At 55.8% G+C, this 18479-nt stretch carries 13 protein-coding genes and 1 riboswitch; of the genes, 8 read left to right on the forward strand and 5 right to left on the reverse strand.

Annotated elements, in window-relative coordinates:
• Window positions 1–20: 20 nt before the first annotated feature.
• From E1N14_RS03615 to metH, 5 genes are all read right to left on the reverse strand, one after another.
• On the reverse strand, window positions 21–2546 hold the full coding sequence (locus tag E1N14_RS03615) for a hypothetical protein (RefSeq protein WP_062793728.1): 2526 nt from the start codon (window positions 2544–2546) through the stop codon (window positions 21–23).
• The gene (locus E1N14_RS03620) at window positions 2546–3151 is read right to left on the reverse strand and encodes a hypothetical protein (protein WP_025011261.1); all 606 of its coding nucleotides are present in this window, start codon (window positions 3149–3151) and stop codon (window positions 2546–2548) included. Before E1N14_RS03620 ends, E1N14_RS03615 begins: the two co-directional genes overlap by 1 nt.
• Window positions 3152–4109: 958 nt before the next feature.
• Window positions 4110–4367 carry a DUF2999 family protein gene (locus E1N14_RS03625; protein ID WP_025011260.1) on the reverse strand — a complete coding sequence of 86 codons (258 nt, stop codon included), beginning with the start codon at window positions 4365–4367 and terminating at the stop codon, window positions 4110–4112.
• Between the two features lie 209 nt (window positions 4368–4576).
• Window positions 4577–6079 (reverse strand): hypothetical protein, encoded by a 1503-nt coding sequence (locus E1N14_RS03630; protein WP_025011259.1) that lies wholly within the window; start codon window positions 6077–6079, stop codon window positions 4577–4579.
• A gap of 222 nt (window positions 6080–6301) precedes the next feature.
• Window positions 6302–10021 (reverse strand): methionine synthase, encoded by a 3720-nt coding sequence (metH, locus tag E1N14_RS03635; RefSeq protein WP_062793917.1) that lies wholly within the window; start codon window positions 10019–10021, stop codon window positions 6302–6304.
• 241 nt (window positions 10022–10262) lie between these two features.
• Between metH and E1N14_RS03640 the strand changes: the two genes are divergently transcribed.
• The 8 genes from E1N14_RS03640 (at window position 10263) to cobO (ending at window position 18098) form a co-directional block, all read left to right on the forward strand.
• The gene (locus E1N14_RS03640; protein ID WP_025011258.1) at window positions 10263–11006 is read left to right on the forward strand and encodes a histidine phosphatase family protein; all 744 of its coding nucleotides are present in this window, start codon (window positions 10263–10265) and stop codon (window positions 11004–11006) included.
• A 95-nt stretch (window positions 11007–11101) separates the two neighbouring features.
• Window positions 11102–11238: riboswitch (cobalamin riboswitch) on the forward strand.
• A 99-nt stretch (window positions 11239–11337) separates the two neighbouring features.
• A complete protein-coding gene (locus tag E1N14_RS03645; protein WP_051547098.1) occupies window positions 11338–12246 on the forward strand; it encodes an ABC transporter ATP-binding protein in 909 nt (302 codons plus the stop codon).
• On the forward strand, window positions 12243–13313 hold the full coding sequence (locus E1N14_RS03650) for a FecCD family ABC transporter permease (protein WP_247600927.1): 1071 nt from the start codon (window positions 12243–12245) through the stop codon (window positions 13311–13313). Before E1N14_RS03645 ends, E1N14_RS03650 begins: the two co-directional genes overlap by 4 nt.
• A gap of 17 nt (window positions 13314–13330) precedes the next feature.
• The gene (gene cobT, locus E1N14_RS03655) at window positions 13331–14395 is read left to right on the forward strand and encodes a nicotinate-nucleotide--dimethylbenzimidazole phosphoribosyltransferase (protein WP_025011256.1); all 1065 of its coding nucleotides are present in this window, start codon (window positions 13331–13333) and stop codon (window positions 14393–14395) included.
• Window positions 14395–15171, forward strand: a complete 777-nt coding sequence (locus E1N14_RS03660) for an adenosylcobinamide-GDP ribazoletransferase (protein WP_025011255.1) — start codon at window positions 14395–14397, stop codon at window positions 15169–15171. The genes cobT and E1N14_RS03660 overlap by 1 nt, the downstream gene beginning before the upstream one ends.
• Complete coding sequence (cobU, locus tag E1N14_RS03665; protein ID WP_025011254.1) at window positions 15168–15755, forward strand: bifunctional adenosylcobinamide kinase/adenosylcobinamide-phosphate guanylyltransferase; 588 nt, start codon at window positions 15168–15170, stop codon at window positions 15753–15755. Before E1N14_RS03660 ends, cobU begins: the two co-directional genes overlap by 4 nt.
• 74 nt (window positions 15756–15829) lie before the next feature.
• Window positions 15830–17494, forward strand: a complete 1665-nt coding sequence (locus tag E1N14_RS03670; protein WP_025011253.1) for a cobyric acid synthase — start codon at window positions 15830–15832, stop codon at window positions 17492–17494.
• The gene (gene cobO / locus E1N14_RS03675) at window positions 17484–18098 is read left to right on the forward strand and encodes a cob(I)yrinic acid a,c-diamide adenosyltransferase (protein WP_025011252.1); all 615 of its coding nucleotides are present in this window, start codon (window positions 17484–17486) and stop codon (window positions 18096–18098) included. Before E1N14_RS03670 ends, cobO begins: the two co-directional genes overlap by 11 nt.
• The last annotated feature ends 381 nt before the right edge of the window (window positions 18099–18479 follow it).

Below are 18479 nucleotides of genomic sequence, written 5' to 3' on the forward strand. Positions count from 1 at the left end.
TTGTTTACTTCAACTTTGTATCAATCGTTCAGGTGGGCACAGCGACCAAACTCGGCTCCGCCTTTGACGGCAGCAACCACCTGTTTCGGGAAGCTTAGCTGAACATCCTGGCCATCCCGGCAGACAAAGGCTTTGTTCAGATCGACATCGATAGACAAGACTGCTCCTGCGATACCACCCATCATTTCAGAGCCGTTGGCACTGATGGCAAATGGGTTATCTATGGTCAGTGCCTTGGCTTCGGTAACGCCCTGCTTGGCGAAGAACTCCCTGGTGCTCATCCAGCCCAAACCTTCCAGGTAGATACCACCACTGAAACCGGTAAACAGGCTACCGGAGCGAGCAGTAATCATCGACAGATCGTCGCTGGCATCAAGCAGCAGCATACGCGGTACGCCAAATTCGGCGCTGATGCTGTCGTGATCCCAACCTTCGGCACACAGATTACCCAGGAAGAAGTGATTGAAAGGTACCTGCTCACACCAGCGCAGGCTGCCTATGTTCTCCTGTTGGCCCGAGTCCGTATGCCACAGGGTGACTCCGGTGCGGGTGCCAAAGCCAACTGTGCTGCCGTCGTTGGATATCACCGAGGAGTCCTGGGCGCCAAACTCAGCCGAGGTGTCGTGGAAGCGGCCATCGACCCAGGCAACCTGACTGGTGCCATCATAAGTGCCGGTAATGGTACTGCCGTTGCCGGCTATCCTGTCGGCACGCAACCATTGAACCTTTTCGGCAAATTGGTAAGGCAGTTGCTGCATACCGGCCTTCTTGGTCCAGATAAAGGGCACTATCTCGTCCTTGAATGCACTCTGGCAGGCGCCGTTACCGTCAGTATCCAGATAGGCGGTGCCGACAACTGTGTCGCCATTGTCATCCATATCCCAGACATAGCTGGAGTTGGTGCCTGACTGTCCCGAGCCACCGCAGCTGTTACCGTTGAGATCCCCAAGCGAGGTCAGCTTGTCGCTGCGCAGATCCCAGATGGCGGCATTGCTGATGCCGTTGCCACTGAAGTCCGCCATGACACCGGCCTTGGTAGCGTTTTTGTTCATGGTGGCGTGTCCGGCAACCACGGCATTACCGGCCGGGTGCAGCTCGAACAGGGCTTTCTTGGTGCTGTCATAGAGGAAAGGCGTAGTGCCGGTTATCCCCATGGCACGTTTGCCGTTCTTGGCATGATCCAGCACAAAGGCGCTTACCAGCGGGGTATATTGGATGCCATCGCTATAGCCGTTGAAATAGATATCGGCCTGTTTGGTCACCCCGGCTTCGGCAATGATAGGAGTGAAATCACAGGCTCTATCGCTGGCCGGATTACTGCTTTCATTGCTGTTCCAGTATTCGGCCTCTGACAAGAGGGCGGTTTGTCGGGTAGGATAACCACCGGCCTTGATGGTCTCCATATAGAGCACATAGCGGCCGCCGGGAGTCAATCCATTGATGGTGAACTTTCCATCCGGGCCTACCAGTCCTTGAGTCAGGTTGCCGGACTGCTGAGTGACCACATCGTACAGAGGGTTATCCAGGTTGCGGGCCACCATGTTCATACCCGAATAGTCCACTCCTTCCTTGGTGTACAAGGTGCCGGAAATCGAGCCGTAGCCTGAACGATATTCCGCCGTTGGATAGAGGTCGGACAGGTTGACTATATCGTCGCGCACATTAACAGTTGATTGCTCGGCACCCTGAACTCCTAACACATTGATGAAGGGGAACATGGTTTCAATAGTGTCCGGCGCTATCTGGCTGGCGCTGGTGTATTGATTGGTGATGGCGCAGCCCGGTACCCCGTCATATTGCGGGCTGTAAGAGGCCGACATATAGCTGAGATGACCATTGGCCTGGGAGTGCGACATGTTGAGGGCGTGGCCGAATTCATGGGTAAATACCCCGGCAATCATTTCGCCTTCTGTGTCATCTATACCCACGTACCAGCCGTTCATCAAGGCAGTGGCCTCGAGGATTTCACCGGTTTCTTCATCGGCCCACTCGGGGAAGGCTATCCCCAGTACCTGGCTGCGTGGTACGCCGAAATACTGTTCCAGGATCTGGCCGTCGGTGTCATAGTTGACCCAGAAACCATAGCCGTTTACGGCGGAATAGATCTGATCGACATTAGTTTGATTGACGTCCTTGATGCCGATTTGCTGTTCAATGGTGCCTTGAACCGACATTTCAAAGGTGGAGGTTTCCACCGCAGACCATTCGCCCACGGCCTTGGCGGTAATGGCATTGGCCTGAGCTATGCTGAGGAAGGTGTAATCCCGGTCCAACACAGTACCTGCCGGGATAACAGTGCCGTCCGGCAGTGTTATGTCGAGATTGAACACCAGCCCTTTTTCCAGAACGGTGAAGGTTTGTACGTCAACGCCATCCTTGTTTTTAATCACAGGGCCGCCATCGGTATAGACGGGAATTGCCCCCTTGGAAGTATCCCACTTATAGGGCTGCATTGTGGGTTCGTGAATATACAGCGGGCCACCGGCCAGCGCGGCAGAGGAGACTGAGCCCAACAGTAAGGCCGTGGCAATTCTTGAAAGCTTCATTATTTGGCCTCCTGTACCAGTTTGCCAACCAGAGACATAAATGCGGCGGCATCCACAGCGCCGGCCGTGGTGATAAGGCTCTGCTCTTCAGGGCTGAGCGACTGGGTGTTCATGCCATCAAACAGGCCTATGTTGCCCAGTTGATTGCTGACTTTGCCGTTTTGCACAATGAATTTGCCTTGTTCCAACCCTACGGTAGAAGTCAGGCCTGCACCGAGATCCGGATTCATAAAGGCCACTACCTGCTCGCCAACCGACCAGCGGGCGAAGCCTTCGGGGGATACGCCCAGGTAGACTTTGCCGTTACCCATGGAACGGGGCTTGAGCAAACCAAACTGGCGGAAGGTATATTCGCTGCCTGCCTTATGTTTGTTCTTGGCATCCATACCTACCCGAATAGTGATCTGGGTATAGGGGCGTTTGCGCTCATCAAAGCCATCGGTCACAGACACCACTTGGCCCGAGACTATGCTGGACGCCTGACTGGTCAATTGACTGAGATTTTGTTTGAGATGTTTTTGGGCCACGGCTGCCGGTGTCAGCAGCAAACTGGCTGAGACGAGACATAGCGCCGATAGACGCTGGAACCACTGGGATCTTGTCACTGTAATACCTCCTGTATGATTGGGATAAATTCAGCTTTCGATCATCGACCCATACTTCCTTGGCCGAATATTGACCGAGCACCTACTTAAGCACGCCGACTCAATGGGAGGCACGGCAAATGATGTAGCGTTTTGTAGCGTTTTTGTTAAACACACACGGTTTGTCTCAATCTTGTGTTAGGTGAGGGCGATGGCGGAGAGACAAGAGGGAATAGATTGGCTTTCAACACACCTTTGGTTATCTTTTGCTCAGCGTGAGCTGTTTGCCATGCTGAATATCAGTTAATAACAGGGAGAGCGCTGATGAACTGTAACTTTTGTGGTGGGCGTTTGAATAACGGAATGTTACGTAAGCAGGAGCCGGGAAGCGGTCGGAAGTTTAAGTCGTGTCCCAACTGTTCAACGACTCATGGTGAGGAACATATATTTCATCCCTATCCCGCTGATTTTGGTAATACGCCGGCACGAGTGACAGCGGCCAATCCGGACGGGCATCAAAGTTATTGCAGAAATTGCCGGGCGCTTGATACGGGGATTGATTCAGAGAACTATCAAAAATGGAAGGTGCGAACAAGTCCCATGTGTGCTCTGCGTCGGCTTACAGGCCTGGATGCAAGGCGTGGTTCGCAGCAAATGGCCCTAGCCCTTTGCAAGAAGCACAACACAGCAGACAGGTCTGTAAGCCACGCCCTTCGGGGCTTTCACAGCAACCGGCTCTCTGCGTTATCCGACTTCAACATGCCCCGGCATGCCTTCAGTCAGATGCCTTGAGCGCCAATTGCTGTGTAAGCCACTCTCTACAAAAGAGAGTGCCACGAGGACCTATTCGCACCTTCCTAAGCGTTGCAGCGAACTGAGCTGATGGCACAGCCAATTTGTCAGCCTAATACCTGATGAATGACAGAACATGAAATCGGCCCTCAAAGCCAAATGAGTCAGGCCTTGAGGGCGCACAAGATTAAACAGACTTGTTCATTTGGGCTTTGGCGGCTTCAACCTTGGAGAAATCCAGTCCCAGTTCTTCGACGGCTTCTTTGATCAGTGCCGGGTTCTGCATCACTTGCATCATCAACCCCTGCAGCTTTTCCGGTGGCAATCCCAACTGCCCCAGAGTGCCCATGGCCATCAGGGGATTTTCGGTCAGGCTCTGGAACAGGCTGTTTATTTGTTCATCGCTGATATTGTGCTCTTTCAGCAGGGCAATAATAGGATTCATAAGCTCCTCATTGGTTTGAAACATTCAATTTGCGCTGATTTTAACAGAAGAAACAGACCCGAATAGGTATTTCCTTACTAGTGAAAGAAAATGAAGCAGGATATCGATTACATCAGCCCTAGTCATAGTGGCAATTGGTGGCTAACCAATTGCCTATATTGCAAATATTAAGCAGTTCCACTCGATAGCCGACGAGTACCTTTGGCAGCTTATAACGCCTCAGCTAATCGAATCAGATTGTCATTGTCTATGTTCATCGACAGAGAGGTTATTGCCGCCCGACTCTGCTCCGTGTCACCAAGCTTGATGAGCAGTGATTGGACTATGCTGGCACGTGCGGTTAACTGATCAACGGTCAGGTTCGGATAAGTGCTATTGGCTATCGATAATGCGTGGATGGTCAATGTCTGGCTCTCCAGCTTGTCTGCATCGCGGATAGTTTGTCGATTATTGGCGTAATCGCTATAAAAATCAGTGACCTCGTAGAGGGCAGACTCCACTTTTTCTGAGGCAGGGCGTTCAGTTCCGTAATCGACTGAAGTCAGTGCACCATTGGCGTCGAATACGGCCGTAAAAGAGTTACTTTCTCCAATATGGTTTTGGTAGGGCAAAATGCCTACGTGGCCGAATTCAGGCGCATTAATAAAACCGCTGAATACCATCGTCAGGTTATTTTGTTTCTTAGCAGTGTCTTGTCGCACTAATAGTAGTTTGCGGGTTCCGAACGTTGTGTAATACAACCCCGGATAATCCTCTTCCGCTTTTAAGGTGCTCTCTTTCGCTAATCCGACATCAGCCAGTTTTTCAAGTGATAGTCCAAATAGGTATCTATTGGCCATAGTTATCGCCACGTCATTTCTTAACTCGGTATCCCGGGATATTACCCAAGGCAAGAAATCATCACTAACAAGAGGCAATAGATAAGGCTGATTTTGGGGGATTGATACTGTATCTATGGTGTATTCGCGTTGCACTGAGATTTCTTTCTGGAATGTATCGAGTTCAAGAGTCGCCATGGATACGGCTTTCTGTGCGCTGAGTACCGCAGCTTCTTCTGCAGAGGTATTCCCTTTTTTTGCGGCCAGGAGCTTCTGTTTTTTCTTCAGCTCTCCTTGTTTATTTGTCACTGTAGCTTTCAGGTTATCGATAACCACGGATACCAAGGGTTGATGCAAAAGTTTTGGAATACAAGCTGCTTTGGGAGGCGTAACGCCTTGCCCCTGATTGTTTTTATCGCTTGGAGGGAGAGAAGCTGAACCAATCGATATAGGAATTCCCTGTGAAATGGCGGCAATGTTGGCTACGGTTTTTATCGCCGCCATGCCCAACTCTATGGATTTGTCGTCAGCATGGGTGGAAAAGGATTTAAGCAAACCATTGGGATGCATCACCACGTTCATGCCCCAGGCTTTGGAGAAAGCATGTAACTCTGAAGGGTTAATCACGAATACTTTGGTTAGATCAGGATGCCCTGTTTGTTTGACTGTTGCGGTAGTGTTGAAATCAAACTCCAGGGTATCATTGACCACACGACAAAAGACCAATTTATGAGTCAGCGTTACTGTTTGCGATGAAGCCGGCAAATGGTAAACCAAACCTTGCTTGGCCGATGTTGCACCGGGATCGTCATTACTTTTAATGACCGTTGTGGTGAGTGTACTGGTACATCCAGATAGGCAAAGCAAGGCCGCGGCCAAATGCACTGTTCGCATAGTGAATTCCTTTTCAATGAAGTGATGGAGACAACCTCATTAAAAGTAATCCCAGTTTCAGGTTCTTGCAAAAAGCACCAGCTTACGGGCGAAGGAGAGATACAGTAAGTGTTTGATGAGTATGGCTGTTATCAAAAATGTGGAACGGTCTTGAATTCAGGGACCCTCACCCGAATAGGCGAGAGCCCCTGAACAGCTCAGTTGTTCGCTTAAGAGCCTCTTTTACTCAGGATCATAATCCAATACGGGCGCCAGCCATTTTTCGGCTTCGGCGACTGTCATCCCTTTGCGGCGGGCGTAGTCTTCCACCTGATCTCGGCCTATATTGCTTACCCCAAAATAGCGTGATTGCGGGTGCGCAAAGTACCAGCCGCTGACCGCCGCCGTAGGGTACATGGCAAAGCTCTCGGTAATCTTGAGGTCGATACACTCGTCTGGCTTAAGAAGCTGCCAAAGCAGGCCTTTTTCCGTGTGGTCCGGGCAGGCAGGGTAGCCGGGAGCCGGGCGTATGCCCTTGTACTTTTCACGAATAAGCGCCTCGTTATCCAGGTTTTCTTCGCTGGCATAACCCCAGAATTCCTTACGCACCCGCTCGTGCATCCGCTCGGCGAAGGCTTCGGCCAGGCGGTCGGCCAGACACTTGAGCATGATGGCGCTGTAGTCATCGTGGGCCGCCTCGAAACGGGCAATATGGGCATCGATGCCATGGCCGGCTGTGACCGCAAATCCCCCCATATAGTCGGCCACGCCGCTCTCTTTGGGAGCAACAAAGTCAGAGAGACAGAAGTTGTGGTTGCCCACCCGCTCCAGCTGCATCCGTAGATGATGGGTGGTCAGCAACACTTGGCTGCGAGAGTCATCTGTGTAGATCTCTATATCATCGAAGTTGACGCTGTTGGCGGGAAAGAGGCCGATAACGCCCTTGGCGGTGAGCCACTTCTCTTGGATGATTTGCTCCAGCATCGCCTTGCCGTCGGCATAGACTTTACGGGCCTCAGTACCAACGACTTCATCATCCAGTATTTGCGGGAAATGACCGTGCAACTCCCAGGCGCGGAAAAATGGCGTCCAGTCGATGCGATCGAGTAAGTCCTCCAGCGGATAGTCGTCAAACACCTGGATCCCCGGGGTGTTGGGCTTCACTGCTTGGTAGTTGGCCCAGTCGTGGCTGCAGCGGTTATCCCGTGCTACCTGCAAGGGTACAATCTGCTTGCGCTTGGTCTGCGACAGACGCTTTTGGCGCATCATTTCATATTCGCGATAGGTTTCGTCTATGGTGGCCTGGCGGGTTTCATTGTTGATGAGCTTGCTGACCATGGGCACGGCGCGCGATGCATCGGCGATATAGATGGCGCCATGGGGATAATGAGGCGCTATCTTCACTGCGGTATGGATCTTGGAGCAGGTGGCACCACCGATAATCGCCGGCAGGGTCAGACCTTCGCGCTCGAAGGTTTTAACGTTGTGCACCATCTCATCCAGGCTCGGGGTAATGAGCCCGGACATGCCTATGATGTCGACCTTCTCGGCCTTGGCGACTTCGATGATTTTCTCCACCGGCACCATGACACCGAGATCTATCACTTCATAGCCGTTACAGGCCAGCACCACCCCGACTATGTTCTTGCCTATGTCGTGAACATCGCCCTTGACTGTGACCATCAGCACCTTACCGTTGCTCTGGCCTTCAACTTTTTCGGCTTCGATATAAGGGTTGAGATAGGCGACCGCCTTTTTCATCACCCGGGCGGACTTGACCACTTGCGGCAGAAACATCTTACCGGCGCCAAAGAGATCGCCCACCACGTTCATGCCGTCCATCAGCGGGCCTTCAATCACATCCAGCGGCCGCTTGGCCTGCAGGCGCGCTTCTTCGGTGTCGGCGTCTATGTATTCGGTGATCCCTTTCACCAGCGCGTGTTCCAGGCGTTTGTTGACCGGCAACTTGCGCCATTCGAGATCTTCTTTCTTGCCTGCGCCGCCCGGGCCACCGCGATACTTCTCGGCGACCTCGAGCAGCTGCTCTGTGTTACTGGAGTCGGCAACCGGGCACGGCAGGTTGAGCACCACGGCCTCTACCTTCTGCTTCAGCTCAGGGTCGATATCATCATAGATGGCCAACTGACCGGCGTTGACTATGCCCATATCCATCCCCGCCTTGATGGCGTGATAGAGGAATACGGCATGAATGGCTTCCCGCACCGGGTTGTTGCCGCGGAAGGAGAAAGAAACGTTGGACACCCCGCCGGAAATCATCGCATGGGGCAGGTTGGCCTTGATATCTTCAATGGCGCCGATAAAGTCCACCGCATAGTTATCGTGCTCCTCTATGCCGGTGGCGATGGCGAAGATATTGGGGTCGAAGATAATATCTTCCGGCGGGAAGCCCACCTTATCCACCAGCACCCGGTAGGCGCGGGTACAGATTTCGGTTTTGCGCTCCCGGGTGTCGGCCTGGCCTTGTTCATCAAAGGCCATGATGATGGCGGCGGCGCCGTAGCGCTTCACCAGTTTGGCCTGTTCAATAAACTTGGCCTCGCCCTCTTTGAGGGAGATGGAGTTGACTATTCCCTTGCCCTGAATGCACTTGAGCCCGGCCTCAATCACCTCCCACTTGGAGGAGTCGATCATCACAGGCACCTTGCTGATATCCGGCTCTGAGGCGATAAGGTTGAGGAATTTCTGCATCATCTCGACCCCGTCGAGCATGCCCTCATCCATGTTGATATCTATGATCTGGGCGCCGTTTTCCACCTGGTCACGGGCCACCTCCAGCGCGGTTTCGTACTGGCCTTCTTTGATTAACTTGAGAAACCGGGCCGAGCCGGTGACATTGGTGCGCTCGCCCACATTCACAAACAGGCTGCTTGCATCTATGGTCAGGGGTTCCAGTCCGGAGAGGCGACATGCCACCGGCAGCTCAGGCAGCGGCCTTGGTGCATGAAGGCTAACGGCTTCAGAAATCACCTTGATATGCGCAGGCGTGGTGCCGCAGCAGCCGCCGACAATATTGAGCAGCCCCTCTTCGGCCCAGGGGCCTATCACGCTTGCCATCTCCGCCGGAGTCTCGTCATAGCCGCCGAATTCATTGGGCAGACCGGCATTGGGGTGCGCCGAGACAAAGCACTCGCTGATACGGGAAAGCTCCTCGACATAGGGCCGCAGTTCTTTCGGGCCCAGGGCGCAGTTGAGGCCTATGCTCAGCGGCTTGATATGTCTGAGAGAATGGTAAAAGGCCTCTGTGGTTTGCCCTGTCAGGGTGCGGCCCGAGGCATCGGTAATGGTGCCGGAAATCATCACCGGCAACCTTTGGTCCAGTTTCTCGAACACATTTTCGATGGCAAACAGCGCCGCCTTGGCATTGAGGGTATCGAAGATGGTTTCCACCAGAATGATGTCGGCGCCACCGGCGATCAGCGCCTCGGTGGATTCGCTGTAGGCCAACACAAGATCGTCGAAATGTATGTTGCGAAAACCGGGGTCATTCACATCCGGGCTGATGGAACAGGTGCGGTTGGTGGGGCCGAGCACCCCGGCCACATAGCGGGGAATACCGCTGGCGGCGGCCACTTCATCGGCCACTTCTCGGGCGATTCTGGCGCCTTGGTAATTGATCTCCGCCGCCAGACTCTGCATCTCGTAGTCGGCCATGGCAATGGTGGTGGCGTTGAAGGTGTTGGTTTCTATGATGTCGGCACCGGCCAGCAGGTATTCCCTGTGAATGGTCTTGATGATCTCGCTCTGGGTCAGTACCAGCAGATCATTGTTGCCTTTGACATCACAAGGCCAATCTTTGAAGCGCTCGCCGCGGTAATCGGCTTCTTCCAGCTTGTAGTCCTGGATCATGGTGCCCATGGCGCCATCTAAAATCAGGATCCGCTCTTTGAGGGTCTGTTTGAGCTTGAGCTCTGTCTGGCTTTGGGAGTGCTGTGAAGTCGCCATAGGGTTACCTTTCATACCTGTCTTATTGCTGTTTTACATTCGCGGCGCTTGGCATCCGCGACATCATCTCTGCCGACCTGACGCCCGGGGCACTATCTGGCATGATAGCCAAAGGCGTGTGTGGGCGCGGAAAGTTATTTTGGACATTTATACGTATAGACGTCCATAATATACGGATTCCGGCGGCCTGCGGCAAGGTTAAATTGGTCCGGTAACCACCGGACTCTGATGGGAGAAGTGTGTGGCTGAACATAGGCAACTGAATATCTATCTGCTGCGGCACGGCGAATGTGAAGGCGGCGAGATTATCCGCGGCCGCAGTGATGTGGCCCTGAGCGATGAGGGCAAAGCGCAGATGTGGCGCAGCTGGCGGGCTATCAGTAGTGCGCTGGAGATGTTGCCGAGTGCTCCCGAACGCCTGTCGCTGCTGAGCTCTCCGGCCCAGCGTTGCCAGGCCTTTGCCGCCGAGCTCAAGGCCGATATGCCCGACTATTTCCCGGCGCCGCTGCAGCAGCATGACTGGCTCTGGGAGCTGGACTTCGGTGACTGGGACGGCATGAAGGTGGCGAGTGTCTATCAGCAGCATAGCGAGGCGGCCGAAGCCTTCTGGCGTGATCCCGTGGCCAATACTCCGCCGGGCGGGGAATCGCTGCCAGCCTTTCGCCGCCGGGTGTTGGATGGCTGGCAGACTATGGTGCAGCGCTGGCTTGCGAGAGAGGTTAATTCTTCCGAAAGCTCTGTTTCAGGAGATTCTGGTTCTTCAGCAAGCGCCGATGCAGCGCTGATCCTGACTCACAGCGGGGTTATCCGGCTGCTGTTGGCCGAGATTTTGCTGCCGGGGCAGATGCCGCCTGCGGCAGTGTTCAACGCCTTGGAGCTACCTTATGCGGCCTGGGTCAGAATAACCCTCTATGCCAGCCGTGATGCCAGCGGTGAAAGTGGCCAGGAATGGCGGTGTTTCAGCAAGCTCCACTGGCCGCAATAGTGCGGACCAAGCGTCCGACGGTGATTGTGCTGCGCTATTGCGCCAGGCAATTGTGCCGGGCGATAAAACCGGGATAATAACCCCAAATGGCCGCCAAGTGCGGCAGCAGCCAGGGTGTTGGCACCTTTGCAGGTGAACCAACCCAGGGAACCGGGAAAGCCCGGACTGTGCCCGCAACTGTGAGTCGCCTTTGGCGACGAGTCAGGAGACCTGCCCAGGCTGATAAACCAAACCAGAAACCCGGGCGGGTAAACCGGGGGAGCGAATAGATGATTCTTCCACTGCAGCCTGAGTCTTCTGCCGGTCACAGGCTCAATGTCGGGGGGCGGTTATGAGCCTGGCACTCAAGGTGCAACAGCTTAGCTGGCTTCCCGATGGCCACAGCGTATTGGCCGATGTGGGCTTTGAGCTGCCAAGCGGCAAGATGCTCGGGCTCATAGGCCCCAATGGTGCCGGTAAGTCGAGCCTGCTGCGCTGCCTCTATCGTTATATCCGCCCGGATAGCGGCCAGATCCAGCTGTTTGGGCAGGATATCAATAGCTTGTCTGCCAAAGCCTTCGCCAAAGAGGTGGCCGTGGTGCTGCAGGATACCCCGGCCCAACTGGCACTGGATCTGACTCAATTAGTGGCCATGGGACTGACTCCCCACAAGGGGTTGTTTGATATGCCATCGGCGGCCGACAAGGCCCAGGTGCAGGCGGCATTGGCGCAGGTCGGGTTGCAGCACAAGGCCGCAGAGCCTTTCGCGCAGCTTTCCGGCGGTGAGAAGCAAAGGGCCTTGATTGCCCGCGCCATAGTGCAGCGCCCCAAGCTTTTGATCCTGGACGAGCCCACCAATCATCTGGATATCCGCTATCAGATCCAGATCCTCGAGCTGGTGCGCAGCCTGGGGGTCACGGTGATCGCCTCGATTCACGATCTCAATCTGGCCTCGGCCCTGTGTGACGAACTCTTGCTGCTGGATAACGGCCGCCGTATTGCCCACGGCTCGCCCCAGAGCGTATTGACCGAAGACAGAATTGCCGGTGTCTTCGGCGTCTGCTGCCAGGTGGGGACGCATCCGCAGTTAGGAAGGCCGCTGATCCACTACTTTTACGGCTATCAGTCGCCAGAGCCTGGTCACGGCAAGGCTCACGGCGCTGCGATAGTCGAGCCAATGGCAGGGCCTGCCTCGGCCGAAACCTGTGTTGCCCACAAGGAAACTGACCGGCGCCCAGGCTCGGTGGGAGGTGGCGCATGACTACTTCCATGGTCGCACCGGGGCGCTCGCTTATCGGCTGGTTTCTCAAGCCCTTGCCCAGACTTTACTGGTGCTGGCTGCTGTTGCTGCTCGGCACTGTGTTGACACCCTTGGCCGCCGCCGGTTTTGGCGCCGCAGATATTAGTCTCTTCGATGTGGCAAGAGTGATTGGCAAACACCTGCTGGGCGTGGGGGAGCCTTCTGCCATCAGCGAGCGTATTGTCTGGGATCTGCGCCTGCCGCGTATCTTGCTGGCCTTTATCGCCGGCTGCGGTCTGGCATTGTCGGGTTATGTATTGCAGGCGGTGACCCGCAACCCGCTGGCTGATCCTTACCTGTTCGGTATCAGCTCGGGCGCCAGCTTCGGCGCCGTGGTCTCGGTCGCCCTGGCGACCGGCCTTGGGCTGAGTTCGGCCATCTCCGGGGTATCGCTGCCGCTGGGAGCCTTTATCGGTGCCAGTTTGGCTGTGCTTATGGTACTGCTGCTCGCGGGCAGGAATATCGGCAACCAGATAGAGCGAATGTTGCTCTCCGGGGTCGCCATCTCCTTTATGTTCAGTGCCCTCACCAGCCTGATCTTGTATTTTTCCACCCCGCAGGCTACCACCTCCTTGCTGTTTTGGAGCCTGGGCAGTTTTGCCCGCGCCAGTTGGGATGGGCTTGGACTGCCCACTCTGGTGGTGCTGGCGGCCTTGCTGGTGATCCTGGCCTTCAAGCGCCAGGTACTGGCGATGCTTGCCGGTGATGAAACCGCCCACACTCTGGGAATAAGGGTGCAAAGGCTCAGGGTTTCCATGCTGCTGTTATGCTCGATTATTACCGCCACTCTGGTGGCCCACTGCGGCGGGATTGGTTTTGTGGGGCTGATGGTGCCTCATATTGTTAGGTTGTTGCTGCCGGGGCAGCACCCCATGGTGCTGACGGCACTGGCGGGCGGCCTGTTTATGGTTTGGGTCGATGTGCTGGCTCGCAGCATACTGCCCACCCAAGAGCTGCCGGTGGGGGTGATCACCTCGGCCATCGGCAGTCTGTTTTTCCTGATGGTGCTGCGTAAACGCGGCCAATAACGATAAGAGAGGGAAGGATGTACCAGGTTGCAGCAATCAATCACGCGCTGGATGACGCGATTCAGGCCCGCATAGACAACAAGACCAAACCCCTGGGCGCTTTGGGTGAGTTGGAGGCTTTGGCGCTGCAGTTGGGGCGCATTCAGCTCGGTTCCGCCACTGATGAGTTGGTCATCCGCCGTCCCGTGATGCTGGTGTTTGCCGCCGACCATGGTATTGCCGCGGCCGGGGTGTCGATTGCCCCCAGCGAGGTGACCACTCAAATGGTGCTCAACTTTGTTGCCGGCGGCGCCGCCATCAATGTGTTTTGTCGCCAGACCGGCTTCGAGCTGGAGGTGATTGACTGCGGCATTCTCAGCCCCTTGGGGATCCCCGAGGTTACAGAGCAGCGCCTGGGCGCCGGTACCGGGCCTATCCACAAACGCGCCGCCATGACACCGGGCGCTGTGCATCAAGGGTTTGCCATGGCGCGCACCTTGGTAAAACGCCATATCGATGCCGGCAGCAACCTGCTGGCGCTGGGGGAGATGGGAATAGGCAACACCTCTTCTGCCGCCGCCGTGATGGCTGCTCTGACCGGCTTGCCTGTGAGTGAATGTGTCGGCCGCGGCACCGGTATAGATGCCGCGACGCTTAAGCGCAAATGCCTGCTGATAGAGCAGGCACTGCTGCTGCACCACTGCGAGCTGACCGAGCCGCTCAGTATCCTCGCCTGCCTCGGAGGCTTTGAAATAGTGCAGATGACAGGAGCCATGTTGGCGGCGGCCGAATTTGGCGTGCCCGTGCTGGTGGACGGTTTTATCGCGTCGACAGCGGCGCTGGCGGCTGTGCGTTTGGCGCCGGGGGTGAGGGATTATCTTATTTTTGCCCATGAGTCTGAAGAGCGCGGCCACAAGTTGCTGCTCGAGGCCATGTCCGCCAAGCCTTTGCTGCGGCTTGGGCTCAGGTTGGGTGAAGGCTCGGGCGCGGCGCTGGCGCTGCCTTTGGTGCAGGCGGCGGCCAACTTCTACAACCAGATGGCCAGCTTTGGTGAAGCCGGGGTCGACAAGGTGGTAGAGCCAGCTACCCAAGAGGTGTTCTGATGGGATTCTGGCTCGGACAGCTGCGGCTATTTTTGATCGCAATAGGTTTTTTCACCCGTATTCCTGTGCCCAGTGCCCTGACGGTGGACAGCGACAGCCTCAACAAGGCCAGCCGCTACTTTGGCCTGGTGGGCGTGGTGGTGGGCTTGATCTCCGCCTTGGTGTTGTTGCTGGCCGCCGGCATATTGCCAAGCTCCATTGCCATAGTGCTGGCGATGATTAGCAGTGTGCTGGTTACCGGCGGTTTTCATGAAGATGGCCTGGCCGATACCGCAGATGGTTTCGGCGGCGGTTGGCGGGTAGAAGACAAACTGAAAATCATGAAAGACAGCCGCCTTGGCAGCTATGGCGCCTTGGCATTGGTGTTGGTGTTGCTGCTTAAGTACCAGTTACTGCTGGAATTGGCACTTTACGACATCAACCAGGCGGCGCTAGCTCTGGTATTGGCGCACTGTGTCAGCCGGGTGACGGCGGCCAGCATTATCTTTAGCGAAACCTATGTTCGCGACGAGGGCAAGAGCAAACCTCTGGCGCAGCAGCAGGGGCTCAATGAGCTGGGTATTTTGCTGCTGACTGGAATTGTGCTGACGGCACTGCTGTCCACCACGCTGCTGTTCTGGCTACTGCCGACCATGTTGCTGCTGCGTTGGGCCCTGGTGTTCTGGTTCCGGCGTCAGATTGGCGGTTACACCGGCGATACCCTGGGAGCGGCGCAGCAGGTGAGTGAGCTGGCGGTTTATATGCTGTTGCTGGCATTGGGGGGCAGCCCGGCATGATCCATCTAATTCTGGGCGGTGCCCGCAGCGGCAAGAGTGGTTACGCCGAGCGGCAACTGGCCGACTTGTGCCCGGCCAATATCCGACCCTGGTATCTGGCAACGGCCGAGGCCGCCGATGAGGAGATGGCCCGGCGTATCGCCCACCATCAAACTGCGCGCCAAGGTGGCAGCCTCGAATGGCAGTTGGCCGAGGTGCCGCTCGATTTGGCCAAGGCGCTTGTGCAGCGCTCAGGCTCTGGAGCGCCGGTATTGGTAGACTGCCTGACGCTTTGGCTCAGTAATCAGCTCTGCTTTGGTGCCGATATGGCTAGCGAACGCGCGGCCTTGTTGCAGGCGGTAGCCGGGTTTGACGGCGATCTGCTGCTGGTGAGCAACGAAGTCGGCTCCGGCATAGTGCCGCTTGGGGAGCTGAGTCGGCGTTTTGTCGATGAGGCCGGTTGGCTCAATCAGGCGCTGGCCGCCAAGGCAGACAGAGTCACTCTGGTTGTCGCAGGTTTACCGCTGGCGTTAAAGCCTGTGAGCTCTGATTACCCGATCTTGAGCGCTTCGGGTACAAGCCCGGATCCGCAGGGCAAGGCATGAGTAACCCAGTACCCCTTATTAGCGCAGAACTTAAAGCTGAATTTTCGACTCTGGCCCGGCCTGGCCGCAGCCTTATGGTGCAGGGCACCACTTCGGATGCCGGTAAGAGCACCTTGGTAGCCGGACTCTGCCGGGTGTTTCATCGTCATGGTCAGCGGGTGGCGCCCTTTAAGCCGCAGAATATGGCGCTCAACAGCGCCGTCACCCGGGATGGCGGTGAAATTGGCCGGGCCCAGGCGCTGCAGGCGGTGGCCGCCGGTCTTGAGCCGAGAATCGACTTCAACCCGGTATTGCTGAAACCCAGCTCAGATACCAAGGCGCAGGTGATTATTCAGGGCAAGGCGCTGACCAGCCTGGAAGCCGCCGCCTTTTTCGGCCCCGAGAGTCGTGACTATAAAGCCGCTGCCATGCAGGCGGTGTTGGCATCCTGGCACAGGTTGCAGCAGGAGTTTGACTGGCTGTTGGTAGAAGGCGCCGGTAGCCCGGCCGAAATCAATTTGCGCCAGGGCGATATTGCCAATATGGGCTTTGCCGAAGCGGTGGACTGCCCGGTGATCCTCATCGCCGATATCGACAAGGGCGGGGTATTTGCCCACCTGGTCGGTACCTTGGCCCTGCTGTCCGAGAGTGAGCAAGCTAGGGTAAAGGGCTTTGTGATCAATCGTTTTCGCGGTGATATCTCATTGTTGCAGTCCGGGCTGGATTGGCTCGAGGCTCACACCGGCAAGCCGGTATTGGGCGTATTGCCCTACCTCGATGCCCTGCATCTGGACGCCGAAGATGCACTGGTGCAAACAACTGCTCAGTCTCAGGGGGCTGCTGCCGAGCAGCCGGTAACAGCTCAATCAGCACGAGCTCAATCTGAAACAGCTCAAACTGGGACGCGACTGCGAGTCGGCGTCTTGGTGTACCCCAGGATCAGCAACCATACCGACTTTGACCCGCTGCGGCTGCATCCGGATATCGAGTTTTGTTATATAGGGCCGACCCATCAGGACGAACTTCCAGGGCTGGATCTCCTGCTGTTGCCCGGCAGCAAGAATGTGCGCGCCGACCTGGCTTTTATCCGCCAACAGGGCTGGGATAAGGGCATAGCTCGCCATCTGCGTTACGGCGGCAAGCTTATCGGTATCTGCGGCGGCTTTCAGATGCTGGGGCAGAGCATTGCCGACCCCTTGGGACTGGAAGACTTGCCCGGTACCAGCCAAGGGCTGGGCTACCTGCCGCTCACTACCGAGCTGCAAGTCGAAAAACAGCTGCTCAATATCAGCGGTACCCTGAGGCTTGGGCAATCATCGGCATCAGTCTCCGGCTATGAGATCCACTGCGGAGCGTCGCGGATCCCGGACAGATGCACCCAGCCACTGTTGCTTAATGAGCGAGGCAGTGACGCCAACTGTGTCAGCGCCACTGAGCCCGCAAAAATCACTGAGCCTGCAAAAGCCACAGCACCTTCACAAATCGCAGGGCCTACACAATTCACAGCACCCCGCAGCGAGGGCCTGCTGTCGGAGGATAATCAAATTCTCGGCAGTTATTTGCATGGCTTGTTTGACAGCCCTGAGGCCTGTGAACTGCTGCTCACCTGGGCCGGGATGACGGCGCCACAGGGCCGCACAGTGGATATCAATCAGCAGCGTCAGCAACAGCTGGATCGTTTGGCCGATGTGCTGGAGCAACATCTGGATTTCAATAAAATAATCAACATATTCAAAGAGGAAGACCAGGGTGACCGATAATAATCAAACCGATATCAAGGCAGAGCGTCATAAACAGCGGCAGCAGAAAGTGAAAGCGGCGGTGGATGCCAAAATCGCGGCCGCCACCGAAGAGAAGGGCATACTCCTGGTAGTGACAGGTAACGGCAAGGGTAAGTCTACTTCCGGCTTTGGCACTCTGGCCCGCGCGGTCGGTCATGGCAAGCAGGGCGCCGTAGTGCAGTTTATCAAGGGCACCTGGGAGTGCGGTGAGCGCAAGCTACTGGAAGGCGCCGGGGTCAAGTTCGAAGTCATGGGCACAGGCTTTACTTGGGACACCCAGGACAAAGCCAAGGATATCGCCGCCGCCGAAAAGGCCTGGGCGGCCGCCGAAAAATGGCTTCAGGATGCCAGTATAGACATACTCCTGCTCGATGAACTCACCTACATGGTCAGCTACCACTATCTGGATCTGCAGCGAGTGATCGATGCGTTGCAAAATCGTCCCCCAATGCAGCATGTGATCATCACCGGCCGCAACTGCCACAGGCAACTGATTGAATTGGCAGATACTGTCAGTGAGGTGAATAGCGTGAAGCATGCGTTTGAGGCGGGGGTTAAAGCGCAGCCTGGTTTCGACTACTGATATTTCTTCTATTTCTTCCTGTTTGCGACCGTGGCGTTATTGTCTGCGTCGGCTCCCCCAATCACATACTGATTGTATGCTCATGGGCTGAGCCTCCTTGACGGCTTAGCCACAGCCGCAAACAGTTTGAAATAGGTGCATTGGTTTAGGGGCTGAAGTGACTAGTCGGCTTTGTCAGCCCTCGATCAGACTGCAGTGCTGTATTTTTTGTTGACGACCGTGGCGTTATTGGCTGCGTCGGCTCCCCCAATCACATACTCATTGTATGCTCATGGGCTGAGCCTTCTTGACGGCTTAGTCACAGCCGCAAACAGTTTGAAATAGGTGCATTGGTTTAGGGATTGAAGTGACTCCGCGGCTTGTATCGCTCTTGTTTTATTC

Source organism: Shewanella algae, assembly GCF_009183365.2.
Classification (GTDB): domain Bacteria; phylum Pseudomonadota; class Gammaproteobacteria; order Enterobacterales; family Shewanellaceae; genus Shewanella; species Shewanella algae.

What these genes read in the sequence shown, in the direction of transcription:
- E1N14_RS03615 (WP_062793728.1), bottom strand. Translation starts at nt 2,546, where the DNA reads ATGAAGCTTTCAAGAATTGCCACGGCCTTACTGTTGGGCTCAGTCTCC.
- E1N14_RS03625 (WP_025011260.1), bottom strand. Translation starts at nt 4,367, where the DNA reads ATGAATCCTATTATTGCCCTGCTGAAAGAGCACAATATCAGCGATGAA.
- E1N14_RS03630 (WP_025011259.1), bottom strand. Translation starts at nt 6,079, where the DNA reads ATGCGAACAGTGCATTTGGCCGCGGCCTTGCTTTGCCTATCTGGATGT.
- metH (WP_062793917.1), bottom strand. Translation starts at nt 10,021, where the DNA reads ATGGCGACTTCACAGCACTCCCAAAGCCAGACAGAGCTCAAGCTCAAA.
- E1N14_RS03645 (WP_051547098.1), top strand. Translation starts at nt 11,338, where the DNA reads ATGAGCCTGGCACTCAAGGTGCAACAGCTTAGCTGGCTTCCCGATGGC.
- E1N14_RS03650 (WP_247600927.1), top strand. Translation starts at nt 12,243, where the DNA reads ATGACTACTTCCATGGTCGCACCGGGGCGCTCGCTTATCGGCTGGTTT.
- cobT (WP_025011256.1), top strand. Translation starts at nt 13,331, where the DNA reads ATGTACCAGGTTGCAGCAATCAATCACGCGCTGGATGACGCGATTCAG.
- E1N14_RS03660 (WP_025011255.1), top strand. Translation starts at nt 14,395, where the DNA reads ATGGGATTCTGGCTCGGACAGCTGCGGCTATTTTTGATCGCAATAGGT.
- cobU (WP_025011254.1), top strand. Translation starts at nt 15,168, where the DNA reads ATGATCCATCTAATTCTGGGCGGTGCCCGCAGCGGCAAGAGTGGTTAC.
- E1N14_RS03670 (WP_025011253.1), top strand. Translation starts at nt 15,830, where the DNA reads ATGGTGCAGGGCACCACTTCGGATGCCGGTAAGAGCACCTTGGTAGCC.